The sequence below is a fragment of the Streptomyces sp. NPDC046909 genome (genome assembly GCF_040644695.1).
Classification (GTDB): Bacteria; Actinomycetota; Actinomycetes; order Streptomycetales; family Streptomycetaceae; genus Streptomyces.
On record NZ_JBEYXC010000009.1, the window covers coordinates 200,418 to 225,676 of the forward strand.

Annotated in this window: 26 protein-coding genes; 13 read left to right on the forward strand and 13 right to left on the reverse strand. The window is 71.9% G+C overall.

Features of this window, described 5'->3' with window-relative positions; all coding sequences use genetic code 11:
• Positions 1 to 33 precede the first annotated feature (33 nt).
• Positions 34 to 765 carry a L,D-transpeptidase family protein gene (locus tag ABZ928_RS29130; protein ID WP_361525141.1) on the reverse strand — a complete coding sequence of 244 codons (732 nt, stop codon included), beginning with the start codon at positions 763 to 765 and terminating at the stop codon, positions 34 to 36.
• 136 nt (positions 766 to 901) lie between these two features.
• Between ABZ928_RS29130 and ABZ928_RS29135 the strand changes: the two genes are divergently transcribed.
• The 5 genes from ABZ928_RS29135 (at position 902) to ABZ928_RS29155 (ending at position 5,907) form a co-directional block, all read left to right on the forward strand.
• On the forward strand, positions 902 to 2,689 hold the full coding sequence (locus tag ABZ928_RS29135; protein ID WP_361525144.1) for an ABC transporter ATP-binding protein: 1,788 nt from the start codon (positions 902 to 904) through the stop codon (positions 2,687 to 2,689).
• Entirely contained in the window at positions 2,686 to 4,467 is a 1,782-nt protein-coding gene (locus ABZ928_RS29140; RefSeq protein ID WP_361525147.1) for an ABC transporter ATP-binding protein, read from the forward strand. The genes ABZ928_RS29135 and ABZ928_RS29140 overlap by 4 nt, the downstream gene beginning before the upstream one ends.
• A gap of 84 nt (positions 4,468 to 4,551) precedes the next feature.
• The gene (locus ABZ928_RS29145; RefSeq protein ID WP_361525150.1) at positions 4,552 to 5,136 is read left to right on the forward strand and encodes a sigma factor; all 585 of its coding nucleotides are present in this window, start codon (positions 4,552 to 4,554) and stop codon (positions 5,134 to 5,136) included.
• Between the two features lie 33 nt (positions 5,137 to 5,169).
• Positions 5,170 to 5,631 (forward strand): DUF5709 domain-containing protein, encoded by a 462-nt coding sequence (locus ABZ928_RS29150; protein ID WP_361525153.1) that lies wholly within the window; start codon positions 5,170 to 5,172, stop codon positions 5,629 to 5,631.
• A gap of 15 nt (positions 5,632 to 5,646) precedes the next feature.
• Positions 5,647 to 5,907 carry a type B 50S ribosomal protein L31 gene (locus tag ABZ928_RS29155; protein WP_361525156.1) on the forward strand — a complete coding sequence of 87 codons (261 nt, stop codon included), beginning with the start codon at positions 5,647 to 5,649 and terminating at the stop codon, positions 5,905 to 5,907.
• Between the two features lie 89 nt (positions 5,908 to 5,996).
• Here ABZ928_RS29155 and ABZ928_RS29160 read toward each other — a convergent pair whose 3' ends face one another.
• Positions 5,997 to 6,791 (reverse strand): metal-dependent hydrolase, encoded by a 795-nt coding sequence (locus tag ABZ928_RS29160; RefSeq protein ID WP_361525159.1) that lies wholly within the window; start codon positions 6,789 to 6,791, stop codon positions 5,997 to 5,999.
• 145 nt (positions 6,792 to 6,936) lie between these two features.
• On the opposite strand from ABZ928_RS29160, the gene ABZ928_RS29165 reads away from it, so the two are divergent.
• Together ABZ928_RS29165 and ABZ928_RS29170 are read left to right on the forward strand one after the other, a co-directional pair.
• Entirely contained in the window at positions 6,937 to 9,450 is a 2,514-nt protein-coding gene (locus ABZ928_RS29165; RefSeq protein ID WP_361525161.1) for a DUF3516 domain-containing protein, read from the forward strand.
• A 19-nt stretch (positions 9,451 to 9,469) separates the two neighbouring features.
• A complete protein-coding gene (locus ABZ928_RS29170; RefSeq protein ID WP_361525163.1) occupies positions 9,470 to 10,336 on the forward strand; it encodes an acyl-CoA thioesterase II in 867 nt (288 codons plus the stop codon).
• A gap of 66 nt (positions 10,337 to 10,402) precedes the next feature.
• On the opposite strand, the gene ABZ928_RS29175 is transcribed toward ABZ928_RS29170, so the two are convergent.
• The 7 genes from ABZ928_RS29175 to ABZ928_RS29205 form a co-directional block, all read right to left on the reverse strand.
• On the reverse strand, positions 10,403 to 11,329 hold the full coding sequence (locus ABZ928_RS29175) for a DUF6397 family protein (protein WP_361525166.1): 927 nt from the start codon (positions 11,327 to 11,329) through the stop codon (positions 10,403 to 10,405).
• A 126-nt stretch (positions 11,330 to 11,455) separates the two neighbouring features.
• Entirely contained in the window at positions 11,456 to 11,869 is a 414-nt protein-coding gene (locus tag ABZ928_RS29180; protein ID WP_361525169.1) for a roadblock/LC7 domain-containing protein, read from the reverse strand.
• A 154-nt stretch (positions 11,870 to 12,023) separates the two neighbouring features.
• A complete protein-coding gene (locus ABZ928_RS29185) occupies positions 12,024 to 12,629 on the reverse strand; it encodes an ATP/GTP-binding protein (RefSeq protein ID WP_361525172.1) in 606 nt (201 codons plus the stop codon).
• Between the two features lie 171 nt (positions 12,630 to 12,800).
• The gene (locus tag ABZ928_RS29190) at positions 12,801 to 13,214 is read right to left on the reverse strand and encodes a DUF742 domain-containing protein (RefSeq protein WP_361525175.1); all 414 of its coding nucleotides are present in this window, start codon (positions 13,212 to 13,214) and stop codon (positions 12,801 to 12,803) included.
• Positions 13,215 to 13,236: 22 nt separating this feature from the next.
• Complete coding sequence (locus ABZ928_RS29195) at positions 13,237 to 13,671, reverse strand: roadblock/LC7 domain-containing protein (RefSeq protein ID WP_361525177.1); 435 nt, start codon at positions 13,669 to 13,671, stop codon at positions 13,237 to 13,239.
• Positions 13,668 to 16,211, reverse strand: a complete 2,544-nt coding sequence (locus ABZ928_RS29200) for a nitrate- and nitrite sensing domain-containing protein (protein ID WP_361525180.1) — start codon at positions 16,209 to 16,211, stop codon at positions 13,668 to 13,670. The genes ABZ928_RS29195 and ABZ928_RS29200 overlap by 4 nt, the downstream gene beginning before the upstream one ends.
• A gap of 63 nt (positions 16,212 to 16,274) precedes the next feature.
• Entirely contained in the window at positions 16,275 to 17,048 is a 774-nt protein-coding gene (locus ABZ928_RS29205) for an MHYT domain-containing protein (protein WP_361525182.1), read from the reverse strand.
• 152 nt (positions 17,049 to 17,200) lie between these two features.
• Here ABZ928_RS29205 and ABZ928_RS29210 point away from each other — a divergent pair, with 152 nt between their 5' ends.
• The gene (locus ABZ928_RS29210) at positions 17,201 to 17,800 is read left to right on the forward strand and encodes a class I SAM-dependent methyltransferase (protein WP_361525184.1); all 600 of its coding nucleotides are present in this window, start codon (positions 17,201 to 17,203) and stop codon (positions 17,798 to 17,800) included.
• A gap of 4 nt (positions 17,801 to 17,804) precedes the next feature.
• Here ABZ928_RS29210 and ABZ928_RS29215 read toward each other — a convergent pair whose 3' ends face one another.
• The gene (locus tag ABZ928_RS29215; protein ID WP_361525187.1) at positions 17,805 to 18,560 is read right to left on the reverse strand and encodes an alpha/beta hydrolase; all 756 of its coding nucleotides are present in this window, start codon (positions 18,558 to 18,560) and stop codon (positions 17,805 to 17,807) included.
• 98 nt (positions 18,561 to 18,658) lie between these two features.
• Between ABZ928_RS29215 and ABZ928_RS29220 the strand changes: the two genes are divergently transcribed.
• Positions 18,659 to 19,192, forward strand: coding sequence for a PadR family transcriptional regulator (locus tag ABZ928_RS29220; RefSeq protein WP_361525189.1), 534 nt, complete (start codon positions 18,659 to 18,661; stop codon positions 19,190 to 19,192).
• Positions 19,189 to 19,542, forward strand: a complete 354-nt coding sequence (locus tag ABZ928_RS29225) for a DUF4190 domain-containing protein (RefSeq protein WP_361525192.1) — start codon at positions 19,189 to 19,191, stop codon at positions 19,540 to 19,542. The genes ABZ928_RS29220 and ABZ928_RS29225 overlap by 4 nt, the downstream gene beginning before the upstream one ends.
• 38 nt (positions 19,543 to 19,580) lie before the next feature.
• On the opposite strand, the gene ABZ928_RS29230 is transcribed toward ABZ928_RS29225, so the two are convergent.
• Positions 19,581 to 20,465 (reverse strand): squalene/phytoene synthase family protein, encoded by an 885-nt coding sequence (locus ABZ928_RS29230; RefSeq protein ID WP_361525195.1) that lies wholly within the window; start codon positions 20,463 to 20,465, stop codon positions 19,581 to 19,583.
• 155 nt (positions 20,466 to 20,620) lie between these two features.
• Positions 20,621 to 21,976: an FAD-dependent monooxygenase gene (locus ABZ928_RS29235; RefSeq protein WP_361525848.1), complete on the reverse strand. Its 1,356-nt coding sequence runs from the start codon at positions 21,974 to 21,976 to the stop codon at positions 20,621 to 20,623.
• 221 nt (positions 21,977 to 22,197) lie between these two features.
• Between ABZ928_RS29235 and ABZ928_RS29240 the strand changes: the two genes are divergently transcribed.
• The 3 genes from ABZ928_RS29240 (at position 22,198) to ABZ928_RS29250 (ending at position 24,983) form a co-directional block, all read left to right on the forward strand.
• Positions 22,198 to 22,494 (forward strand): hypothetical protein, encoded by a 297-nt coding sequence (locus tag ABZ928_RS29240; protein WP_361525197.1) that lies wholly within the window; start codon positions 22,198 to 22,200, stop codon positions 22,492 to 22,494.
• Positions 22,495 to 22,630: 136 nt separating this feature from the next.
• Positions 22,631 to 23,470 carry a hypothetical protein gene (locus tag ABZ928_RS29245; RefSeq protein WP_361525200.1) on the forward strand — a complete coding sequence of 280 codons (840 nt, stop codon included), beginning with the start codon at positions 22,631 to 22,633 and terminating at the stop codon, positions 23,468 to 23,470.
• 127 nt (positions 23,471 to 23,597) lie between these two features.
• Positions 23,598 to 24,983, forward strand: coding sequence for a tannase/feruloyl esterase family alpha/beta hydrolase (locus ABZ928_RS29250; protein WP_361525203.1), 1,386 nt, complete (start codon positions 23,598 to 23,600; stop codon positions 24,981 to 24,983).
• A 10-nt stretch (positions 24,984 to 24,993) separates the two neighbouring features.
• On the opposite strand, the gene ABZ928_RS29255 is transcribed toward ABZ928_RS29250, so the two are convergent.
• Positions 24,994 to 25,176, reverse strand: a complete 183-nt coding sequence (locus tag ABZ928_RS29255; RefSeq protein WP_361525205.1) for a hypothetical protein — start codon at positions 25,174 to 25,176, stop codon at positions 24,994 to 24,996.
• Between the last annotated feature and the right edge of the window lie 83 nt (positions 25,177 to 25,259).

Sequence of the window (25,259 nt, forward strand, 5' to 3'; positions counted from 1 at the left end):
CCGCTCTCCGCAATGAGGCCTCCCCCGCGAGTGCTAGCTCGCCAGGTCGGCCCTGTCCCCCATCACCACCACAGGATGCCGGTCCGGGTCGAGCGTGCGCAGCAGGTACTCCATCGCGGTTCTGGACAGGCTGACGCAGGCGGACGTACCGCTGCCGTGGTCCATGTGCAGCCAGATCCCGCCGCCCTTGGACTCGCCCTCCGGGCGGGTGGGGTCGTTCGGCGGGGTGCCCTTGACCCGGTTGTAGTCGATGGCGATGACGTAGTCGAAGTCGTGCCAGTGCGACTTGGCCCACCAGCGCGGGGCGGTGAAGGCAGCGGACTGTGTGTACGGGAGTTTCGAGCCGGGGCTCTTCAGGACCCCGCCCGCGTCGGTGAGGGTGAACACGCCCACGGGGCTGCGTTTGTCGCCCTCGTGGTGGTCCGTGGTCCAGCCCTTCTTGCCGTTGTGCGCGGGCCAGCTGCGGAGACGCTCCCAGGCGGGGCCGCGCTTCTCGTAGAGGACGACCGTCGCGTCCGGGGACTCCTTGCCGTCGCCGTAGACCGCCACGACCTGTCGGGAGGCCGCGGGGACACGGCGCTGGAGGCGGGCGCCGATGTCCGGGAGCCCGGTTTTCGGGATGCCGGTTTTCGGGATGCCGGTGGGGGCGGTGGCCGTGGGCCTCGCCGCGGAGGTCGCCGTATGACGTTCGTTGGTGCCTCCGCAGGCGGACAGGGCCGCCAGGAGGATTCCGCAGATCACCGCATGCCGTACTTCGCTCCGCACCCCGCCATGGTCGCACCACCGCGCACGGAAAACCGTTTGCCCCCGACCACGGAATGACGCGAACCTTTCACGGTTTGCTACCGCCGACCGCGGTCCCTCCACCCCCCTGCCACGAGCCACTGGGACGACATCCGTCATGCAGATTCAAGACCTTCCGTATCCCGACCCGGGTGTGCCGGACGCGCGCTCGGGTCCCCGATTCCTGTGGTGGCTCTTCCGGAATCAGCTGGGCGGACAACTCAAGTCCCTCTCCTGGGGACTGCTGCACTTCCTGTCCATCTCCGCCCTGCCGTTCTGTGTGGGCCTCGCCGTACAGGCCGTCGTCGACCGCTCCGGAGGCCGGCTCGCCCTCGCGGGCGGACTGCTGGCGCTCTGCTGCGTGGGCAACGCCCTCGGCGACACCTTCCTGCACCGCACCGCCATCACCAACTGGATCACCGCCGCCGCCCGCGTCCAGCAGCTGCTCGCCCGCAAGGCGTCCGCGCTGGGCTCGGGGCTGACCCGGCGGGTCTCGGCCGGTGAGGTCGTGGCCGTGTCCACGGGTGACATCGAGAAGATCGGCTGGTTCGTCGAGGCCGTCTCCCGGTTCACCGCCGCCGCCCTCACCATCGTGCTCGTCTGCGTGGCCCTGGTGGTCTACCAGCCGGCGCTCGGTGTCGTGGTCGCCGTGGGCCTGCCGGTCCTCGCCGTCGCCGTACTGCCGCTGCTGCCGCGCGCCACGCGGCGCGCCGACTTCCAGCGGGAGAAGGCGGGCCGCGCCACCGAGCTGGCCTCGGACACGGTCGCCGGACTGCGGGTGCTGCGCGGCATCGGCGGCGAGGAACTGTTCCTCGACCGCTACCGCAGCGCCTCGCAGGAGGTGCGGCACGCGGCCGTGCGCAGTGCCCGGATGTGGTCCCTGATCTCCGCGATCCAGGTGCTGCTGCCGGGGCTGCTGCTCATCGCGGTCGTCTGGTACGGCGTCGGCCTGGCCCGCGAGGGCCGGATCACCGTCGGCGAACTGGTCACCGCCTACAGCTCGGTCATGATCCTCACCTATCCGCTGCACCACTTCGAAGAGATCGCGATGGCCTACTCCTTCTCTCGTCCGTCGGCCCGCCGGGCCGCGCGGGTGCTGTCGCTGGAGCGGGCCACGTCCGCCGAGGGGTCGTTGACGGGTGAGAGTCCGGCCGGGGACCTGTACGACCCGGCGACCGGTCTGCTCGCCCCCTCCGGGCGGCTCACCGCCGTGGTGTGCGGCGACCCGGACGCGGCGGGAGCGCTGGCCGAGCGGCTCGGCGGCCACCCCGCCGAGGAGGGCACGTCCGTGCTGATGGGCGGGGTGCCGCTGGACGAGCTGCCGCTGTCCGTCGCGCGGACCGCCGTACTCGTCCAGGACAAGGACCCGGTGCTGCTGTCCGGCACGCTGCGCGAACTGCTCGACGTGCCCGCCTCGGGTGACGTCGACCCGCGCGACGCGCTGGCCGCCGCCCAGTGCGAGGACGTCCTGGCCGCCCTGGTCCAGGGCTCGCTCGACGTCGAGGACGCGATGGACGCCCGGATCACCGAACGCGGACGCTCCCTGTCCGGCGGCCAGCGCCAGCGGCTCGCCCTGGCCCGGTCGCTGTTCACCGACCCGGAGGTGCTGGTCCTGGACGAGCCGACGTCTGCCGTGGACTCGCACACCGAGGCCCGGATCGCCGAGGGCGTACGGAATCTGCGGTCCGGGCGCACGACCGTGGTGTTCACCTCGTCGCCGCTGCTCCTGGACCGCGCGGACCGGGTCGTGCTGGTGCACGAGGGCGAGGTCGTGGCCGTGGGTGTGCACCGCGAACTGGTGCACACCGAACCCCGGTACCGCGCGGTCGTGACCCGCGAGACCGAAGAAGAAGCCGATGAGGCCGCCCTGAAGGGCGTGCTGGAAGAGATCGAGGAGACGGCATGATCGGCGTGGCGCCACCGGCGTACGACCCGGCGGCCCCGACGACGGCGAGCACCCTGCCCGTCGGGGGCTCCGCGACCGTACGCGCGTACGTGAGCGAGCTGTTCCGCAGACATCGCCGTGCCTTCCTGATCCTGATTGCCGTCAACACGGTGTCCGTGGTGGCGTCGATGGTGGGGCCCTGGCTTCTCGGCGGGCTCGTGGAACGGGTGTCCGACGGCGCTCGTGAGCTCCATCTGGAGCTGACGGCGGGGCTGTTCGTGCTCGCGCTCGCCGTGCAGGCCGTGTTCGTACGGCAGGTCCGGCTGCGCGGCGCGATGCTCGGCGAGCGGATGCTGGCCGACCTGCGCGAGGACTTCCTCGTACGGTCGGTCGGGCTGCCGCCGGGCGTCCTGGAGCGGGCCGGCACCGGTGACCTGCTGTCCCGGATCACGACCGACATCGACCGGCTCGCCAACGCGATGCGCGAGGCCGTGCCGCAGCTGTCGATCGGTGTGGTGTGGGTGTTCCTGCTGCTGGGCGGGCTCGTCGTCACCGCGCCGCCGCTGGCCGCCGCGGTGTTCCTCGCCCTGCCGGTGCTGGTGATCGGCTGCCGCTGGTACTTCAAGCGGGCGCCGTCCGCCTACCGCTCGGAGGCCGCCGGGTACGCGGCCGTCGCCGCCGCGCTCGCCGAGACCGTGGACGCCGGGCGCACCGTCGAGGCCCACCGCCTCGGGGAGCGCCGGGTCGAGCTGTCGGAGCGGCGGATCGAGGAGTGGACGGCGTGGGAGCGTTACACGCTCTATCTGCGGTCGGTGCTCTTCCCGTTCATCAACGTCACCCACGTGCTGATCATCTCGTCGGTGCTGCTGGTCGGCGGTGCGTTCGTCCTCCAGGGCTGGATCGACGTCGGTCAGCTGACGACCGGTGCGCTGATCGCGCAGATGCTCGTCGACCCGGTCGGGCTGATCCTGCGCTGGTACGACGAGTTGCAGGTCGCCCAGGTGTCGCTGGCCCGGCTGGTCGGCGTCCGCGACGTCGAACCGGACGCCGGGGACGACTCGGTGGACCCCGACGGGCGCCATGTCCACGCGGACCGGGTGCACTTCGGGTACCTGGAGGGCGTGGACGTGCTGCGCAAGGTGTCCCTGGAGGTCGCCCCCGGCACGAGGCTGGCCCTGGTCGGCCCGTCCGGGGCGGGCAAGTCCACGCTGGGCAGGCTGCTCGCGGGGATCTACGCGCCCCGGGACGGCCGGATCACCCTGGGCGGCGCGGAGTTGTCCCGGATGCCGGCCGAGCGGGTCCGCTCCCATGTGGCCCTGGTCAACCAGGAGCACCACGTCTTCGTGGGCTCGCTCCGCGACAACCTGCTCCTCGCCCGCACCGGCGCCGACGACGCCGAACTGTGGGCGGCGCTCGGCGCGGTGGACGCGGACAGCTGGGCGCGGGCACTGGACGAGGGCCTGGACACCGAGGTCGGCTCGGGCGGGTTCGCCCTGACTCCCGCCCAGGCCCAGCAGATCGCGCTGGCCCGGCTGGTGCTGGCCGACCCGCACACGCTGGTCCTCGACGAGGCGACCTCGCTGCTGGACCCGCGCGCGGCCCGGCACCTGGAGCGGTCCCTGGCCCGGGTCCTCGACGGCCGCACGGTCGTCGCCATCGCCCACCGGCTGCACACCGCGCATGACGCCGATGTCATCGCGGTCGTGGAGAACGGCCGGATCAGCGAGCTCGGCAGCCATGACGAGCTGGTCGCGGCGGACGGGGCGTACGCGGCGCTGTGGAGGTCCTGGCACGGGTGAACCAGCTGATCAGGGGTGGTCGCGGGAACACGGCGGCTCCTGGTCGGTACCCGTAGCCGCCGTCACCGAGGACGTCGCCGAGCCGTGAGTCACCGACCTCGACGATGGAGGTGCCCATGGCGGCCTCGGTCGCGCTGGGCCTGCTCCCCGTCCGGCTTCGCGCTGGGCGACGCACAGGCGTCCGTCGCCTTCGTACGCCGCTTCCAGGACGCGGTGTACGGGCCGGCCCTGTCGGTGACCCGGGAGCCGGCCCTCGCCGAGGACGTGAGCCAGGACGTCTTCGTACGCGCCTGGCGAGCCGCCGGCAGCTACGACGCTCGGCGTGCCTCCGACCTCACCTGGCTGCTGACCGTCACCCGGAACGCCACCATCGACAGCTCAGCCGCTGACCTCTGGCGGAGCGGGACCGCGCAGGTCACCGACGTCCGGCGGAGCTGGACCGCTTACCTCACCGACCTCCGGCCGACCTCGGCTTCCGGCGCCGCCGACAGAGTGCGGAACGGCTCGATCCCGGCACGGTCCGGGCCCCGTCCGCCCTCCGTGCCGTTGCGCGGTGCCGAACCGGGGTGGAAGGCTGGAGAGCGGCACCGGTTCGGGGAACGCCCGGACACGACGCACGCGTGGCGCGCCGGACGCGGCCTGTGCCCGCGCCGCGGGCCACCGCGGTGACACCGGGCCCGGCCCCACCACCTGGAGGTATCCGTGAACAGCTCCGACGGATGGGGAGACGACGTCTACCAGCCCGACGGGTCCGAGATCCAGGACGACGCGGGACTGCTGGACGCGGAGGACACCCTGGACGACGACGGTGTCGGTGACCCCCTCGACCGGGGCTGGTCGCCTCCGGAGCGCCCGTGGGCGGTCGAGCACACCGGTGTGGCGGTGTCCGAGCGCGAGACCCTGGACCAGCGGCTCGCCGAGGAGCTGCCGGACGCCCCCGTACCCGACGGTGACGGCATCGGCGACGTCGACGGCACCGACGGCGAACTCCTGGACAACGAAGTGGGCGCCCGTCGCTCCGGCCGGCTCGTGGCCCCCGACGAGGGCGCGCACGAGGACGAGGAGAGCGGCCTGATCGCCACGGATGTGGGCATCGACGGTGCGGCCGCCTCCGCCGAGGAGGCCGCGATGCACATCGTCGACGAGGACGCCCTGTCCGGCTGACCCCGAGGAGCGCACATGCAGCAGGACAAGCACCCCGACTACCGCGAGGTCGTCTTCCGCGATCGCGCCGCCGGCTACGCCTTTCTCACCCGGTCCACCGCGACGAGCGACCAGACCATCGAGTGGGACGACGGCGAGACCTACCCCGTCGTGGACGTGGAGATCTCCTCGGAGAGCCACCCCTTCTACACCGGCAAGGCCCGGACGGTGGACACCGAGGGGCGCATCGCGCAGTTCGAGCGGCGGTACGGCGGTGGGGCGGAACCCGGGAAGTGAGCTTCCCGTGAGGCCGCCCCGGCCACCGGCGCCGGGCCGCTCCGCTCTCGGAGAGAGCTGCTCCGCTCTCGAATAAGGCTGCTCCGCTCTCAGATGAAGTTGAGCGCCGCCGCGCAGCCCACCCCGCCGAGCAGCATGAACGCCGGCATCAGCACCTTGAGCTCGACCCAGCTGCCCGCCCGGAACCGCATGGCCTTGGGCGGACCGATCGGGTACCAGCGCTTGCGGCCCACCGGGATCGGCCACAGGATCGGGCAGCCGGAGACGGTCAGCGCGTCCCCGATGTCGTGGACCAGCGCGCCCAGCACGACAGGCAGGCCCAGCCACAGGTACTCCTGGCCCGGCGCCGTGAACAGCCAGTCCGAGCCGTTGCCCGGCTTGTCCAGGACCCCGGCGATGATCCAGGAGCTGGTCGCGGCCAGCAGCCACACCAGGACGTCGGCACTGGAGCCACGGGTGGCCCGCCACAGCAGGCCCTCGATCGCCAGCACCATGTGCACGAAGAGGATCGCCAGGACCGCCCAGCGCCCACCGGTGATCGCCGCGACCGAGACACCGGCGCCGATCAGCACCGCCCACAGCCAGGTGTGGGTGAGCGTGCGATGGCCGCCGGAGCGACGCGGGTCGCCCTGCTTCTTCGTCCCCTTGTAGACGGCGTACGAGAGCTTGTCGACGATCTCGCACAGCCCGCGCGAGATCGGACCGAAAGCCCGCGAGATGGTGGCCGCCTTGTGGTCGAGGTCGGGGGCGAGCGCGGCCCCGGCGCAGATCAGGGCGCCGGCGAGCAGCACCGGCCAGGGCATGGTGTGCCCGGCGGCGGCCGCTGCCGCTCCGACGCCGAGCCAGGCGGCGGCTCCCGACAGTGAGTGTGCTGGTCCCATCATGGCCGTTGCCCGCCCCATTCCTCGTGTACCGCTGTCCAGTTGACCGGCCGCGCTGACGCTGTGTCGGCGACACAGCGTACTGGTCGTGATCTTCGTAGCCGCATCCGATTCCCCTATGAGGCGGGAGGGCAGGCAAGATGGGTGGGTGACCCTCATCGATCAGCTGCCGCCGACCGCAGACCCCGACGCCCTCTACGAAGCCTTCGAGTCGTGGGCCGAGGAGCGCGGGCTCACGCTCTACCCCCATCAGGAGGAGGCGCTGATCGAGGTGGTCTCCGGGGCGAACGTGATCGTGTCGACGCCCACCGGCTCCGGCAAGAGCATGATCGCGGCGGCCGCGCACTTCGCCGCGCTCGCCCGTGACGAGGTCACCTTCTACACGGCCCCGATCAAGGCGCTGGTCTCGGAGAAGTTCTTCGAGCTGTGCAAGATCTTCGGCACCGAGAACGTCGGCATGCTGACCGGCGACGCGTCGGTCAACGCGGACGCCCCGGTGATCTGCTGCACCGCCGAGGTGCTGGCGTCGATCGCGCTGCGCGACGGCAAGCAGGCGGACGTCGGCCAGGTCGTGATGGACGAGTTCCACTTCTACGCGGAGGGCGACCGCGGCTGGGCCTGGCAGATCCCGATCCTGGAGCTGCCGCAGGCGCAGTTCATCCTGATGTCGGCCACGCTCGGCGATGTCTCGATGTTCGAGAAGGACCTCACCCGGCGCACCGGCCGCCCGACGGCGGTGGTCCGCTCGGCGACCCGTCCGGTGCCGCTCTCCTACGAGTACAAGTTCACCCCGCTCACGGAGACCCTGACCGAACTGCTCCAGACCAAGCAGGCGCCGGTCTACATCGTGCACTTCACCCAGGCGCAGGCCGTGGAGCGGGCGCAGGCGCTGATGAGCATCAACATGTGCTCGAAGGAGGAGAAGGAGCAGATCGCCGATCTCATCGGCAACTTCCGCTTCACCACCAAGTTCGGCCGCAACCTGTCCCGTTACGTACGGCACGGCATCGGCGTCCATCACGCCGGCATGCTGCCCAAGTACCGGCGTCTGGTGGAGAAGCTCGCCCAGGCGGGCCTGTTGAAGGTCATCTGCGGCACGGACACGCTGGGCGTGGGTGTCAACGTCCCCATTCGCACCGTGCTGTTCACGGCCCTGACCAAGTACGACGGCAACCGTGTCCGCACCCTGCGCAACCGCGAGTTCCATCAGATCGCGGGCCGCGCCGGACGGGCCGGCTTCGACACGGCAGGCTTCGTGGTCGCCCAGGCGCCCGAGCACGTGGTCGAGAACGAGAAGGCGCTCGCCAAGGCGGGCGACGACCCGAAGAAGCGCCGCAAGGTGGTGCGCAAGAAGGCGCCGGAGGGCTTCGTCGGCTGGACGGAGAGCACCTTCGAGAAGCTCATCGCCTCCGACCCGGAGCCGCTGACCTCCCGTTTCCGGGTCACGCACACCATGCTGCTGTCGGTGATCGCGCGGCCCGGCAACGCCTTCGAGGCGATGCGGCATCTGCTGGAGGACAACCACGAGCCGCGCAAGGCGCAGCTCAAGCACGTCCGCCGCGCGATCGCGATCTACCGTTCGCTGCTGGACGGCGGCATCGTCGAGAAGCTCGACGAGCCGGACGCCTCCGGCCGTATCGTCCGCCTCACCGTGGACCTCCAGCAGGACTTCGCGCTGAACCAGCCGCTGTCCACCTTCGCGCTCGCCGCGTTCGAACTCCTCGACCCCGATTCGCCGTCCTACGCCCTGGACATGGTGTCGGTCGTGGAATCGACGCTGGACGATCCGCGGCAGATCCTCGTCGCCCAGCTGAACAAGGCAAAGGGCGAGGCCGTCGCCGCGATGAAGGCGGACGGCATCGAGTACGAGGAGCGCATGGAGCGCCTCCAGGACATCACGTACCCGAAGCCTCTGGAGGAGCTGCTCTTCCACGCGTACAACACGTACCGCAAGAGCCATCCCTGGGTCGGCGACCATCCGCTCTCCCCGAAGTCCGTCATCCGGGACATGTACGAACGGGCCATGTCGTTCACGGAGTTGGTGTCCTTCTACGAGCTCGCTCGCACCGAGGGCATTGTCCTGCGTTACCTCGCCAGTGCCTACAAGACGCTGGACCACAACATCCCGGACGACCTCAAGTCCGAGGACCTCCAGGACCTCATCGAGTGGCTCGGTGAGATGGTGCGCCAGGTCGACTCCAGCCTGCTGGACGAGTGGGAGCAGCTGGCCAACCCGGAGGAGATGACCGCCGAGGAGGCCCAGGAGAAGGCCGACGAGGTCAAGCCGGTCACCACCAACGCCCGCGCCTTCCGGGTCCTCGTCCGCAACGCCATGTTCCGCCGTGTCGAACTCGCCGCCCTGGACCAGGTCGAGGAGCTCGGCGAGCTGGACGCCGAGGCCGGCTGGGACGCCGACGCGTGGGGCGAGGCGATGGACAAGTACTGGGACGAGTACGAGGACCTCGGCACCGGGCCGGACGCCCGCGGGCCCAAGCTGCTCCTGATCGAGGAGGAGCCGGAGAACCGTCTGTGGCGCGTCCGGCAGATCTTCGACGACCCGAACGACGACCATGACTGGGGCATCAGCGCGGAGGTCGACCTGACGGCCTCCGACGCGGAGGGTCGTGCTGTCATCCGTGTCACCGACGTCGGCCAGCTGTGAGCACAGGAGAATCCCACCCATGACGAACCCGGCCGAGAGACTGGTCGACCTGCTCGACCTGGAGCAGATCGAGGTCAACATCTTCCGTGGCCTGAGCCCGCAGGAGTCCCTCCAGCGGGTCTTCGGCGGACAGGTGGCGGGGCAGGCGCTGGTCGCCGCCAACCGCACCACCGAGGGCGACCGCCCGGTGCACTCGCTGCACGCGTACTTCCTGCGCCCCGGTCGGCCCGGGGTGCCGATCGTGTACCAGGTCGAACGGGTGCGGGACGGCAGGTCGTTCACGACCCGCCGGGTCACCGCCGTGCAGCAGGGCCGCACGATCTTCAATCTCACCGCCTCCTTTCACAAGCCTGAGGAAGGTTCCTTCGAGCACCAGCTCCCGCCGGCCCGCAAGGTCCCGGACCCGGAGTCGCTGCCGTCGGTGACGGACGAGATCCGGGAGCATCTGGGCGAACTGCCCGAGCGCTGGGAGCGGATGGCGCGCCGCCAGCCCTTCGACATCCGCTATGTGGACCGGCTGCGCTGGACGCGCGAGGACGTCAAGGACGCCGAGCCGCGCAGCGCGGTGTGGATGCGCGCGGTCGGGCCGCTCGGCGACGACCCGGTCGTGCACACGTGCGCGCTGACCTACGCCAGCGACATGACCCTCCTGGACGCCGTCCGTATCCCCGTCGAACCCCTGTGGGGTCCGCGGAGTTTCGACATCGCGTCGCTGGACCACGCCATGTGGTTCCACCGGCCGTTCCGCGCGGACGAGTGGTTCCTGTACGACCAGGAGTCGCCGATCGCCACGGGTGGGCGCGGGCTGGCCCGGGGGCGGATCTACGACGTGGAGGGACGGCTGCTGGTGTCCGTCGTCCAGGAAGGGCTGTTCAGGGCGCTCTGAGCCACCCGCGCCCGCGCCCGGTCACACGCTTCTCACGTCTCACGCGTCTCACGTCTCACGCGGTTCTCACGCGCTTCTGCGGCGGAGCCAGCCGAGCAGGCCGCGGGACGGCACGTCCGGCTCGGACGGCTGCTCCGGAGAGTGCTCCGATGCCGGAGAGGTCTGCCGGGCCGGAGGTGTCCGCTGCGCTGGGGTCGTCTGCCGGGCCGCGGGGCGTGGCGCGGGCCGGAGAGTTCGGGCGTCCTCCAGGGCCCGGGCCAGAGCGGTCCTCAGCCAGTCGATCTCGTCCGGGTCGTCGGCGGTCATGATCCGCTCGGCGAGGAACGCGGCGGGCGAGCCCTGCGCCCCCTGGGCGGGCGGGTCCGGCCGGAACCGGAGCAGGTGGGAGCGCTCGTAGGGATCGGGGACGATTTCCGAGATCTGGGCCAGGTCGAGGAAGGCGGCCAGGACCCCGGCGCTCTCCCACGGCCCGTCGGCCGTGCGCAGCAGGAACTCCCGGTGCCGTCCGCGCCAGTTGCGCGCCCTCAGGTCCACGCCCGCGTCCAGCAGATCACGCATCCCCTCGGGTGTACGACGGGCGGTCAGCAGTGGCGAGTTCTCCTCGGCGGCGGCGACCTGCCGTAGCTCCTCGGCCAGATACAGCCAGACCACGGCCCGGTACCGGTTCAGATAGAAGCGAACCGGCGACACCACACCGAGTCGCGCGAGCCGGGTGAACCTGCCGACCGGCACGTCCATGACGGCCGCGCCGTCGGTCGTGCCCACGACCCGTACCCGGTCCTGGAGCGCCTCGGGAAAGCCCTCCTCCGTGCGGAGCCGGTCGATCTCGGAGCGGGTGACCCGGCGTCCCCCGCCGCCCTCGTCGGGGACGGTCCGGATATGGCCGAGATGGACGGCGAGGTCGAACTCGCTTCGTTTGAGGCCCAGTTCCCGTGCCGCGCGGCTCGGCGCGCAGGACAGCTGGTGGGGTTTGGTGATGGTGGCGCCTGACATGGTGGTACTCCCCCGTGGAGTCACTCGCTCACGCTGGGTGCGTTCGCCGTGAAAAAACCGTAACCGGTCCGGCGGATCTCGCGACGAGCCTGTGGATAACTTGGTGAGGGTGTACGAATCAGCAGGTCAGAGGTCCATGGCCGAACTCCGCTCGGGCTGGCGGGCGTCCACGGTGAGGTGCTCGCCCACGCGATTGACCAGGAGCGTCATCTCGTAGGCGATCTGCCCGATGTCGGCCTCCGCGCCGCAGAGCACGCACAGACAGCTGCCGGTGCCGGCGGCGGTGACGAAGAGCACCGCGTCGTCGAACTCGATCATCGTCTGCCGGACCCTGCCCGCGCCGAAGTGGCGGCCCGACCCCTTGGCCAGGCTGTGCAGTCCGGACGCGACGGCGGCGAGATGTTCCGCGTCCTCGCGGCGCAGGCCTGTGCTGGCTCCCGCCACCAGGCCGTCGTTGGACAGGACCAGCGCGTGCCGCACATGGTCGACGCGCTCGGTCAGATCGTCCAGCAGCCAGCCGAGTTGTTGGTTCTGCGCCATGTTCCGTCTCCCCGTGTGACGTCTCCCCCTGGCCGGAGGATCTCCCCGCCACCTTTCCCGACGGCCGGGGCCCGGGCAAGGAGGACGGGCCAAGGCGCGGAAGATGGCCGAACCTTTGCACGAAAAGGCCGGGGGAGCCCGCCTGCGAGCGCGGTCAGCCCACCGAGTCCAGGAGCCGGGCGGTGTGCATCCGCCCCGCGTACTCGACGAGCCGGATCAGCACTTCCTTGCCCGAGTCGCGGTCCCGGGCGTCGCAGAGCACCACGGGGGTGCCACGATCCAGGTCGAGGGCGCGGGAGACATCGCTGGCGCCGTAAGTGCGGGCCCCCGTGAAGCAGTTGACGGCCACAACGAACGGGATGTGCCGGTGCTCGAAGTAGTCGACCGCGGGGAAACAGTCCTCCAGGCGCCGGGTGTCGGCGAGGACCACGGCCCCGAGGGCGCCCTGCGACAACTCGTCCCACAGGAACCAGAAACGGTCCTGCCCCGGGGTGCCGAAGAGGTAGAGGGAGAGGCCGGAGCGGATGGTGATGCGGCCGAAGTCCATGGCGACCGTGGTGGTGACCTTCTGGTCCACGCCGTCGGTGTCGTCCACCAACTGACCGGCCTCACTGAGGAGTTCCTCGGTGCGCAGCGGCCTGATCTCGCTGACCGCGCCCACCAGGGTGGTCTTGCCCACGCCGAATCCGCCGGCGACCAGTATCTTCAACGCCAGCGCGGTCTGTTCGCCGCCCTGGGCGTCGGAGTGCTCGGAGACCATCGATCACTTCTCTCGGGAGTGCCGGCAACGGTCGGCTGTGCGAGTGCGTGCAGTCAGCACGGCGCAGGTGCGTGAAGTCAGCATGATGACAACTGCGGCACCCCTTCGAGGGATTGGACCGCTATTTGACCGATGTGACCGAGTCGTGTGCATTGGCTTTCGAACTTTCCTCTACAGGGCCCGCAGGCCTTCGATCACCTCGCGCAGAATCCGTTCGTCAGGAAGCTGCGCGGGCGGTACGGGACGGCTGACGGTGACGCAGCCGAGTTCCAGGAGGTCGCCGAGGAGCACCCGGACCACACCGACGGGCAGATCGGCGCCCGCGGCGAGTTCGGCGACCGACTGGGTCTCGACACGGCACAGTTCGATCAGGGCCCGGTGCTCCGGCCCCAGCGCGGTGTCGTCGTCGACGCCGGGCGCGGCCGCGTCCAGCGTGACGAGCGCGATGAGGTCGAAACGCACCCCGGTGGGACCGGGTTTGGTGCGTCCGCCCGTCATGGCGTACGGCCGGACAAGAGGCCCGGCCTCGCCGTCGTACCACTGGCTGCCCGGCTCGCGCGGGGCGCCGGTCATGTCCTCCGTCATGAGCGTGGACCGCCTTCTCGTCTCATCCGGCGGGAGGCCGCGCGGCGACGCGCGGCGCCGTGTACAGGTGCTCGCCGACCCGTTTGACCAGTCGTGCCATCTCGTAGGCCACCAGGCCGATGTCGGCCGTGACGGCGGTGAGGACGGCGAGGCAGGAGCCGTCGCCCGCGGCCGCCACGAACAGGAAGCCGTCGTCCATCTCGACCATCGTCTGGCGCACGCCGCCCGCTCCGAAGTGGCGGCCCGCGCCCTTGGCGAGGCTGTGGAAGCCGGAGGCGACCGCGGCGAGGTGTTCGGCGTCCTCGCGGCGCAGGTCGGTCGACGAGCCGACGGCGAGGCCGTCGTTGGACAGCACCACCGCGTGCCGTACCTCGCTGACCCGCAGCACCATGTCGTCCAGCAGCCAGTCCAGTTCGCCGGACCGCTGTGCGGCCCTCATGCTCGGATCCTGGATCATGCGGGGTCTCCTTCGCTGCTGTCGCTGACCGCGGGGGAATCGGGGGTGGCGCCGCGCCCGGGCCGGCGGCCGCCACCGCGTGCCCAGCCGTCGCGGTACGCCGCCATCCGGTCCCGTACGAGCTCGGGGGTGCGCCGGTCGTCGCCGCGCGGGTCGGGCTGCGGCTGTGCTTCCTCGGTGCGCGGTTCGCGCAGCTGAGGGGCGAGGTTGGCCTGCCGGACCCGGCGGGGCAGGTCGTCCGATTCCTCGGCGTCGTCCGGGGGGCGGTGCAGGCGCAGGGTGGTGACTCCGGGGGGCGGGGTGTCGGACCCCGCCTCCGCCTTCGCCACGGCCGTGACCTCGGCCCTGGGCTCCGCGACGACCGGGACGGGGGCCACGAGGGCGGGCCGGTCGGCCGAGGCGTGCACGGACTCCTGCTGCCGGGCCGCGCCGGGCACGCGCGCGTACTCGCGTTCCGGGTCGACCGCCTTGCGAGGGGAACGTTCCTCCGCGCCGCTGTGGAGCAGCGCGGTGGGCAGCAGCACGACCGCGGTGGTGCCGCCGTAGGGCGAGGTCCGCAGATGGACCTTGATGCCGTGCCGGGCCGCGAGCCTGCTGACCACGAACAGTCCGAGCCGGTCGCTGTCGAACAGGTCGAGCGCCTCGGACTGTTCGATGCGGCGGTTGGCCTCGGCGAGGGTCTCCTTGCCCATGCCGAGGCCGCGGTCCTCGACCTCGATGGCGTAGCCGTTGCCGACGGGTTCGCCGGTGACGCGTACGCGCGTGTGCGGTGGCGAGAACTGCGCGGCGTTCTCGACGACCTCGGCGAGGAGGTGGGTGAGGTCGGCGACGGCTCCGCCGACGACGGACGCCTCGGGAAGCTGGCGTACCTCCACGCGCGCGTAGTCCTCGACCTCGGAGACGGCCGCGCGGACGACGTTGGTCAGGGAGACCGGCATGCGCCAGGCCCGGCCGGGTGCCGCGCCGGAGAGGATGATCAGGCTCTCGGCGTGGCGCCGCATGCGCGTGGTGAGGTGGTCGAGCCGGAAGAGGTCGCTCAGTTCGTTGGGGTCCTCGGAGCGGCGTTCCATGCTGTCCAGGAGGCTCAGCTGGCGGTGCACGAGGACCTGGCTGCGGCGGGCGAGGTTGACGAACACGCCGGAGATGCCGCTGGCGAGTTCGGCGCGTTCCACTGCGGCCCGCAGCGCGGCGCGGTGGACCGTGTTCAGGGCCTCGGCGACCTGGCCCGTCTCGTCCTCCGAGGGCGGTCCCGGCGGCGCCTCCGCCTGGACGTCGATCTCCTCCCCCGCGCGCAGTTTCCGCATGGCCTCGGGGAGTTTGCGCCGGGCGATCTCCAGGGCGCTGTTGCGCAGGCCCTCCAGTTCGACGACCAGGCCGCGTCCGATGCGCACGGAGATGACGAGCGACGCGGCGACGGCGGCGAGGCCGAGCAGGACGGCGGCACCGGCGGGCGTGAGCAGACCGCGGGTGAAGGGGTCGGCCCGGTCGGCGACTCCGCGCCCGGCGCCCTCCTCGATGGTCCGCATCTCGTCCTGCACGCGTGTGTGGGCCTTGGTCCACGTGGCCTCGGGTGCCGCGGCGATCGCCGCCGTGCCCGCGCGGCTCGCGAGGACCTTGTCCTCGAGGGTGCCCACGTCGGCGTAGGCGCTGCCGTCGGCGAGGTCCTGCCAGGCGGCGCGTTCGGGGCCGCGCAGGTCGGCGACGGCGGAGTCGGTGAGCGTACGGCGTGTGTCGACGGCGCCGGTGAACAGCCGCAGCCGCTCCCCGTCGAGGCGGCCGGCGAGGCGTGCGCCGGTCAGCAGGACGTCCTCCTGGGACAGCGCCTCGCCCGCGCGGGAGAATTCGAGCAGGACGCGCGCGTCGGAGCCGAGTTCGGCGTCCTGGATGCCGGTGAGGGCGCCGCCCACGCCGAAGGCCGTCGCGATGGTGCGGGTGTAGCGCGCGTAGGTCTCGTCCCAGCCGGCCCTGCGGTCGAGCACCGCCGTGCGCAGGGAGCGCAGTTGCTCGGCGCCGGTCACGAAGGCCTCCAGGCGCTTGGCCACTCCGGCGGGGAGTTCCTCGCTGTCGGCGACGGTGTTGTCGTCGCCGAGGCGCAGCTTGGCCAGGGCCTTGTCGGTGCGTTCGGCGAGTGTCTTGAGGTCACCGCTCCGGCCGCCGGCGGGGTCGGTCGCGTAGTGCACCGCGGCCGCGCGTTCGGCCTGGAGCGCGGCGACGGCGGCCGCGACGGGCGAGCGGATCTCGGAGTCCACGCGCTGCAACTGCCGCAGCCGGGAGACGTCCTGGGCGGTGGTCACGGTGGCGTACGCCCACAGGGCCAGCAGTGAGACGACCGGCACCATCAGCAGGCAGACGATCTTGGCGCGTACGGTGCGCGGGCGTATCAGCCATCGCCCCGCGCGCGTGGGCGGCTCGTCGGGTACGGCGCCCGCCGGTTCGTCCGGTCCTTCGTCGGCGGGTGGTCCGGCGTGCGCGCGGCGGCCGCGGGCGGGGGACGGGGGCGCCTCGGCGCCGTTCGTGGGGGTCCTACGGGGTGTTCGCATGGCCTCCTGCCTCGGAAGTGGTCGGGTGGGCGTGCCCGGCGGGGCGACGGGGCCGGCGCGGCGTCAACGGGTGACGCTCGCGACCGGCCGCTGCGCCGAGGCGGACGCCTCGCGCTCCCCCGTCGTCGGCGAGAGCGCGACGAAGGCGGAGGTCAGGAACAGGTAGGACCCGAGGCCGACGGCGAGGGGGAAGATGAACTGCATCGCCGTGGCCCCGGGCAGGGCCGCGCCGGAGGGGTTGACGCGCACGCTCACCGCGAACATCCCGGTGTAGTGCATGCTGCTGACCGCGGCGCCCATGATCAGGGAGGCGATGGTGACGGCGACGGGCGACTTGATGTTGAGCGCGGCCCATAGGGCGGCGGTCGCCGCGACGACGGCGATCAGCACGGAGAGGCCGACGAGCGCCGGGTCGTAGTGCACGCCGCCGTGCAGGCGTACGGCGGCCATGCCCAGGTAGTGCATGCTCGCCACGCCGAGTCCGGTGGTGAGTCCGCCGAGGAAGAGCGCGCGGGCGCGGTCCTTGCTGTAGCCGACGGCGAAGACGCCGGCGCAGACGACGATCATGGCGACGAGCAGGCTCACGATGGTGAGCGGCACGTCGTAGCGGATGTCGGTGCCGCTGACGCTGAAGCCGAGCATGGCCACGAAGTGCATGGTCCAGATGCCGGTCCCGATCGCGGAGGCGGCGGTGATGAGCCAGTTGCGGCGTGAGCGTCCCGTGGCGCCGAGCGCGCGGACGGTGCAGCGCAGCCCGAGCGCGGCGCCGATGCAGGCCATCACGTACGACAGCGCGGGGGTCAGCCAGCCGAGGGCTGCGTGGTCCAGGTGTCCCATGGCTCCGGGACGCTAGTCGGGGCATGGGAGCACAAAGGGGGCGCATTTCGAAAGGTGCTGGAATATGACGCAGAGGTGCCCCTGAACGATCGCCTCCCGCTCGAACGTGTGCACAGCGACGTCATCCTTGTCGGTGAGGGATCATGCGGAACATGAGCGACGACCACACACATGTCCAGGAGTTCTTCGGCGCCCGGGCCGCCGGCTGGGACGCCCGGTTCCCCGGCGACGGCCCCGCCTACGCGGCCGCGGTCGCCGATCTAGGACTGCGCGAGGGGGACCGTGTGCTCGACGCCGGCTGCGGCACGGGGCGCGCCCTGCCGCCCCTGCGCGCCGCCGTGGGGCCCTCGGGAGTGGTCCTGGGGGCCGATCTGACCTCGGCCATGCTCCAGGCCGCCGTACGGGCCGGACGGGACCGTGACGGGCACCTTCTGCTGACGGACGTGGCCGCGCTGCCGCTGCGGTCCGGGTCGCTGGACGCCGTGTTCGGGGCGGGGTTGATCTCCCACCTCCCCGACCCCGCCGCGAATCTGCGGGAGTTGGCGCGCGTGGTGCGTCCGGGCGGCACGCTGGCCCTGTTCCACCCGATCGGCAGGGCGGCCCTCGCGGCCCGGCAGGGGCGGCAGATCACCCCGGACGACCTGCGCGCCGAGCCCAACCTCCGGCCCCTGCTGGCCGGTTCCGGGTGGCGCATGACGTCGTACGTCGACGAGGACAGCAGGTTCCTGGCGCTGGCCGTGAAGGAGGCCTGACCCGTCAGTCGCGCCCGGCGACCGCCGCCACGAACGCGTCGGGGTTGTCGAACATGACGTTGTGACCGGCGCCGGGCACGGTCACCACCCGCACGCCCGCGGCCTCCAGGGCCCGCGCGCCCTCCAGTTCACCGCTCGCCTCGCCCTGGAGATACACCCGCTCGACGGCGAGCCCTTCGAGGATCGCGCGCATCACCGGCTCCGAGCCGCGCCGCAGTCCGACGGCCGTACGGTGCAGCGCGCGCGGGTCGGCCAGCCGCATGGTCGCGGCCCACTGCGGCCCGACCCTTTCCAGCACGCGCGCGTGGCCGCCGCTGACGAAGTCGTCCTCCTCGTAGGAGGCGATGCCGCTGCTGCCCGCGGTGAGCGGTGGGTACGGATCCAGGTTGGCCTCGGTGAGGACCAGGCGGGAGACGAGGTCGGGCCGTCGGTGGGCCAGGACGATCGCGACGGCCCCGCCCATGCTGTGGGCGACCAGTTCGGCCCCGCCGAGCCCCGCCGCGTCCAGCGCCGCCGCCAGGGCGTCGGCGTGCTCCTCCAGCGTGTAACCAAAGTGTTCCGGCCGGTCGCTGATGCCGTGCCCGGGCAGGTCCACGAACAGGCTGCGGCGGCCCGCGAGTTCGGGCCGGGCCGCGATGTGGGCGTGGTACACGGCCGACATCGACCCCAGCCCGTGCACATACACGCGCGCGGGCTCCGCGCCAGGCACCTCCGTCCAGCGGATGCGGCTGCCCTTGCCGTCGAACTCTGCCTGCTGCATGGCGTTCCCCCTCGGAATCTTTCTCGACCACCTGACCATACATCGGAACCGATGTACTACGTGAGCGATGTACACCGCCGGTACGGCAGAATGCGGGCATGCTGGAGCTGGCCATCCTCGGATTCCTGTACGACGCCCCCCTGCACGGTTACGAGCTGCGCAAACGCATCACCGCGCTCACGGGACATGTGAGACCCGTCGCCGAGAGCACGCTCTACCCGGCGATCAAGCGGCTGGAGACGGCGGGACTGCTGGAGCGCACGACGGAGCCCGGTTCCGTCGCCGCCCCCCGGCACGTCCTGACGCTCACCGAGGACGGCCGGGCCGATCTGCGCCGCAGGCTCGCCGAGCCCGTGCGACGCGACATCACCGACGAGAACCGCTGGTTCACCCTGCTCGCGTTCCTCCGCCACCTGGACGACGCCGCCGCGCAGGCGGCCGTGCTGCGGCGCAGGCTGGCGTTCCTGGAGGAGCCCGCGAGCTTCTTCTACGACGGCGACCGGCCGGTGCGCGCCGAGGAGCTCGACGATCCGTTCCGCCGCGGGATCCTGACGATCGCGCGCGCCACCTCCCGCGCCGAACTCACCTGGCTGCGTGACACCCTGACCTCGCTCGAAGGGACCCGATCATGAACACCACGGACGAGAGCAGGGCCGAACGGCCGCTCGCGGGACGCAACGGCGCCGCCAAGGTCAGCGCGTTCTTCGCGCTCGCGGCCCTGGCGTTCCTCGCCAACTTCGCCACCGGCATCGCCTGGCTCAACCCGGGCGTCTTCGTCGCCCTGGCCATGTTGTGCGCGGTGGCGGCGATCCCCACGGGCCACATCGCCCGCTTCCGCGGACGCCGGCTCGACGGCGAGGGACGCGGGCTCGCGCTGGCCGGCATCCTGACCGGCTGGTTGACCCTGTTCGTCTGCCTGCTCGCGCTGCTCGCCTTCCTGGGGCTGGTCGCCGGGCTCGCCGTGCTGGTCGACAACACCTGACGGACGGCGGCGCTCGGACACCGGGGACCGGGTGGCCGTCACTCCCCGCGCGACGCCCCGTTCCTCATGGCACGCCGTTCGCGGAACAGGACGGCCAGGGGCTTGCGGATGCCGTATCCGACGGTCCGTCGGGTGACCGCGGACCCGGTGCGCTCGACCCGGGACAGCTGGTGCTCGGCCAGCTCCAGCAGAGCCCGCTGCAGTGGCCGGAAACTCGGTGCGGTGGCGGCCGGCAGGGCCCGCGCGTCCGTCAGCGCCTGTCTCGTCCTGCGGCAGGTGAAGGCGATCAACTCCCGTACGGCCTCGGTGTCCTGACCCTGTTCCAGGGCCGCGCGGGTGACGCCGAAGCGGTCGAGGTCCTCCTGCGGCAGATACAGGCGCCCCTCGCCCAGGTCCTCGGTGAGGTCGGTGAGGAAGTCCAGGCGTTGCAGACCTTCGGCGAAGGAGCGGCAACGGGAGCGGAAGTCCGCGTCACCGCCGCCCTCGTGCTGAAGGTCCTCGATCAGCATCAGGGCCGGCAGGGCGAGGTGGTCGACGTAGCGCTGGAAGTCGGCCTCGGTGGCGTGACCGGTGAAGTGCAGTTCCTCGTCGGTGGCCTTGAGGTAGGTGTGCACCCAGTGATGCGGCAACTGCCGTACGGACACGGTGTGCAGGAAGGCCCGCAGCACCGGGTCCTGTGCCTGGCCGGAGTCCAGCCCGGCGGTGACCTGCTCGGACCAGGCCCGCCAGCGCGGCAGGCGCTCGTGCAGGGGGCCTTGGTCGGCGAGGTCGTCGGTGCGGGCGAGGAAGGCGTAGGCGGCGATCAGGTGCGGTTGCAGGGCCGGGGCCACCAGCAGCCGCACCACGGCGTAGTGGGCGAGGATCCTGCGGGCGAAGACCCGGGCGGCGACGGAGTAGTCGTCCCGCAGGGCAGGGTCCTGCACACCGGCGGCCCTCAGCCTGCGGTCCCAACTCGGCACGGATGATCGCCCTTTCTGCGTGCTGCGGTGGTCGGGGCGACCGTGACGCCCGGCTGGTGTGCAGAGGCGGGCCGCCCGAGATCGTTCGGGTGTCGGACGGCCTGGCCGGCCCGCCCCGTTCAGGTCCCCGGTTCTTCCGGTGTCGCCGGCGGCTCGGTGGGCGTGGGCCCCGGTCGGGTGAAGAGGACGGCCCGGACCACCGGCGGCGCGAACAGGGCGCTGACGGGCGCGGAGAGGGTCAGTACGGAGCGGAAGGCGCGCCCGACGACGGGGTCGCCCGGGGACCGTTCCGTGACCCGGCTCAGATACCAGTCCGCGACCCGGTCCGCGGGGCCACCGGTGACCGCGCTGCCGACCGCGCCGGGCATCTTGCGGTCCGCGCCGGCGGATATGTCCCACGCCTGCCGGGACGCCGCGAGAAGCACCTGCTGCACGCGGCGCGTGGTCGGCGTACGGCGACGGTCGGCGAGCGCGTCACGCAGGGCGACCGCGCTCATCGCGGCGATGGCCATGCCCTGTCCGTAGATCGGGTTGAAGGTGCACAACGCGTCGCCGGTGGCGAGGAATCCGGCCGGGCGGCGGCCGGGCAGGTCGTAGCGGCGGCGGATGTTCGCGGTCCGCCGGTAGCCGAACGCCGACGACAGCGGTTCGGCGTCGTCGAGCCACCGGTCCAGGAGCGGGTGCGCGAGACGCTTGGTGTACGCCTCGAACTCGTCGTCCCCTGTGGGCGGTTCGTCGCCGCGCAGCCCCGAGACGATGACCAGATGGCTGCCGTCCTCCAGTGGCAACGCGCCACCGGCGTGGACCTGTTCGGGGTTGGGGTAGACGTAGTAGCCGAGGGTCTCGCCGTCGAGGACGCCGCTCTTGCCGCGGTAGACACGGGAGGCGTAGGCGAGCCCGGTGTCGATGGTCTCCTCGAGCGCGGTCTCGGCGCCGAGCGCCTCGAGCCACTGCTGAGCCTTGGTGCCGCTGCCGGAAGCGTCGACGACCAGATCGGCCTCCAGGGGTTCGGGCTCCGCGCCCGGACCGCCGGAGCGTTCCCGCAGCCGCACGCCCCGCACCCGTGAGGCATCGCCGAGCAGGCCGACGACGTCGGTCCCCTCGACCACGCTGATCACGGGGTTGGCGAGGACCCGGCGTCGCACGAGTTCCTCCAGTTGCGCGCGGGAGCCCGTGTAGATGTGGGTCGTGGCGGGCAGCCGGCGGAACCAGCGGCCGTTCTGCCACAGCACCATGTCCGACGGCATGCCCACCCGAGGCGCCCCCGCCGCCCGCAGCTCGGCCAGGAATCCCGGCAGCAGCGACTCCATCGCCACCTGTCCGCCCTGGAGCAGGACATGCGGATGCCTGCCCTGCGGTACGCCGGGCCGGGCGGCGGTGCCGTCCGGGAACCGGTCGCGTTCGACGACGGTCACCCGCTCGGCGTGTGCGGCCAGGACGTGCGCCGCGAGCAGCCCAGCGAGGCTCCCGCCCACGACGACCGCGTGCCGTCCGCCCCGACGGCCCGTTCCCACGACAGAGCTCACTGATCGACTCCCCTGGTCAGCTCATTGAGAACGAGTGCGCGCGGCCCCGGGGAGAGTCGTCCGCCCCGCTTCACCGCACCGTCCCCCTTCTGTCCCCGAGGCTCCAACTCTACGTTGAACAGGAGGAGATGACCGATCGGCCAGGCAAGCACAGGGGGAAGGTGGTCAGCATGTTCGGCAGGGTCCACAAGTCTTTCGCCAGATTCGTCAACTCGGTGCGTACCAACGTGGACGACGGCCGGGACCGGCGCACGCACAACCTGTTCGAGGCCGCGGCAACCTATGTCTCGGCGTGCGCGGAGGACGATCAGGAGCGGATCGACGAGGCCGCGGGGTGGGTGTCGCCGGAGGCGCTGTCGTTCGGGGTGAGCGAGCTGGCGTGCCGCGCGGTCATCGCCCTCGCGCGGGAGCGCGACGAGTCACCGCGTACCGTGGCCCGTGCGCTCCTGGGGCTCCCGGCGGCCTGAACGGACGGTCCGACCGCGGTCGATTCGCCCCGTCCGGCCGGAAAACTGCAGCTCCGGGTGTGTTGGGGAGTCGTGACAAGCGGCTCGTGCGGGCACTAGGGTGCGCGCCGTTGGACATACCGATGGGGAGGCTGGGATGGCCGGGACGGACGAAGAGGCCGTCGCCGCCGCGGACGACGCGCTCTATGTGCTCACGGCGGTGCTGCTGACGCCGGCGAAGTTCCCGAGCGCGCTGGGCGACGACTATCCGGAAGCCTGTGCGGCGCTCGGTCTCGCGCCGCTCGCCGACGGGTACGGCCTGGTGATCGGCCAGGACGGCGACGGTTCCCGCTGGACGGTCGTCATCGACGACGTCTCGCTGGTCGCCGTCGCCATCGCGTCCTGGGACTGCGGCATGGAGTACGACCTGTCCCCCGACGAACGCACGGTCGTCGCCGCCCTGCCGGGCTGGCCGCTCGCCGTCGCCGTCGCGGCCCCGGGCGTGCCCGCCCCGCACGACCCCGACCCGGAGATCGCGGACGGTCCACCGCTGACGCCGCCGGACACCAGCGTCTGGGGCCCGGCCCAGCGACGCCTGGGGGCCGACGAGATCGCCCTCCAGTGGGCCACGTGGCGCGAGCAGATCGACGACGCGGACTTCCCGACGCCGGACGCGAACGGGGCCGCCGAGCAGGCCGAGGAGGGCGAAGACGCGGCCGCCCCCAAGGGCCATGTCGGCATCCGGCGCGTCCTCGCGGAGGCGCGTGGCTACGTGGACTCCCCGCCGCCCCTGGGCCGGGTCCGCTCGTCCTTCGCGCCGGGCGACGCCCGCACGCTGCGCGCCGACGGGCCCGGCTGGTCACTCGTGGCCAGGACCGACGACATCGCCTTCGTGCTCCTCGACGACGAGCCCGGCGAGGTTCTGCCGGTCGGCCGCGGCCCGGAGCTGCCGGGACTGCTGGAGGCACTCGACAAGATGGCCGTACGCCCCCTCTGAACCCAGTCACCGCCGGTAGCCCCCATACGTCGGCCCCGTTCCATGTGGTCCCGCCCCATGGATGGCGTCGGGGACCACTCGCACCATGAGGCAGCCCTGGACTCCCCGATCCGACCCGGAGGCCCTCATGCATATGTCCCGAGGCATCCCGCTCCTCGCCGCCGCGCTGGTGGCCACGGCGCTCACCTGGCCGACTCCCGCCGCGGGAACGACGGTTGGTCACTGCGCTCGCCAGGAGCGGGTCCGCGTGCCGGGCGCGGCCCATCAGGAGAGTGCGTGTCTGGCGGACCTGACGACGACCGGGCTCGCCGGTACCGCGTACACCGACCTGGCGGACCAGGCGGGGCTGACCGCCAAAGCGACCCGCACCCCGTCAGGGGTTCCCGGGGTGCAGATCGACGGCTACTTCCCGGACTCCTCCCACTTCAACGCCACCCACGGCCTGCGGCACGACGCGCAGTTCGTGATCCGGCTGCCGGACCGTTGGAACGGCGGGCTGGTCGTCACGGGCGCGCCGGGCACCCGCAGGCAGTACGCGACGGACAAGGCGATCTCCGACCAGGTGCTGGCTCAGGGCTACGCCTACGCCGCGACCGACAAGGGCAATAGCGGTGCCGACTTCTACCGCGACGGCACCCGCCCCGGCGACGCGGTCGCCGAGTGGAACGCACGCACCACCCAGCTCACGCGCGCGGCGAAGCGCGCCGTCGCCCAGCGCTACGGGCAGGCGCCGCGGCGCACCTACATGACCGGCATCTCCAACGGCGGCTATCTGACGCGCTGGCAGCTGGAGAACCACCCCGAGCTGTACGACGGCGGCGTGGACTGGGAAGGCGCGCTGTGGACCGAGGACGGCCCGAACCTGCTCACCTCGCTGCCCACGGCCGTGGCCCGCATGACCGGCTCGGCACGGGACGAGGATCTGTACGCGGTGGGCTTCGCGCGCGGCTCGGAGTTCCTGTGGCCGTATCACGAGATGGCCTACTGGGGAGTCACGCAGAAGATCTACCGCGCCGAGTTCGACCCGTCCTACGACAGCGACTGCCCCGGCCCGACCGCCGGTACGACCCCGGAGCAGATACTGGCGCCCTGTGCGACCGACGCGGTCTACGACTACGCCGCACGCCCCGAGTCGGTCCGGCGCGCAGTGGCCCGGGTGGCACTGACCGGGCGGATCGGACGGCCGCTGATCACGTTGCACGGTGACCTGGACGCGCTGCTGCCCAAGGCCGCCGACTCGGATGTGTACGCGCGGATGATCGACGCCCGCGGGCGGGGCGGGCTGCACCGCTACTACACGGTCGAGGGCGGGACGCACGTCGACGGCCTGTACGACAGCTATCCGGACCGGCTGCGTCCGATCCTGCCCTGCTACCGGTCGGCCTTCGACGCGCTGGTGGCGTGGGTGGAGCGGGGCACCCCGCCGCCCGCGGACCATGCCGTGAGCAGGCCCGCGAGCGGCGATGTGGTCGACTCCTGCGCCCTGACCGACCGGACCGGGGCGGCCCGGTAGGCCGGGGGTCTCAGCGACCGAGCTCCTTGCGTGTGACGCGGCGCAGCCTGCGCCGCTGCGAGGGGTCCAGCGTGAGGTACGCGGCGGCCGGTACTCCCAGGACTATCAGGAGCGCGGCCCACCACGGCAGCCAGATCAGCAGAAGGATGCCGGCCGCCACACCTCCTGCGGCGATCTTCGCGTTCTTCGACATGTGTCGCCTCCTCCGCGGCCACTGCCGCTCTCTGTCCTGAAAACGGGTCCGCGCTTCCCGCAGTTCCGCACCACGACCCTGAG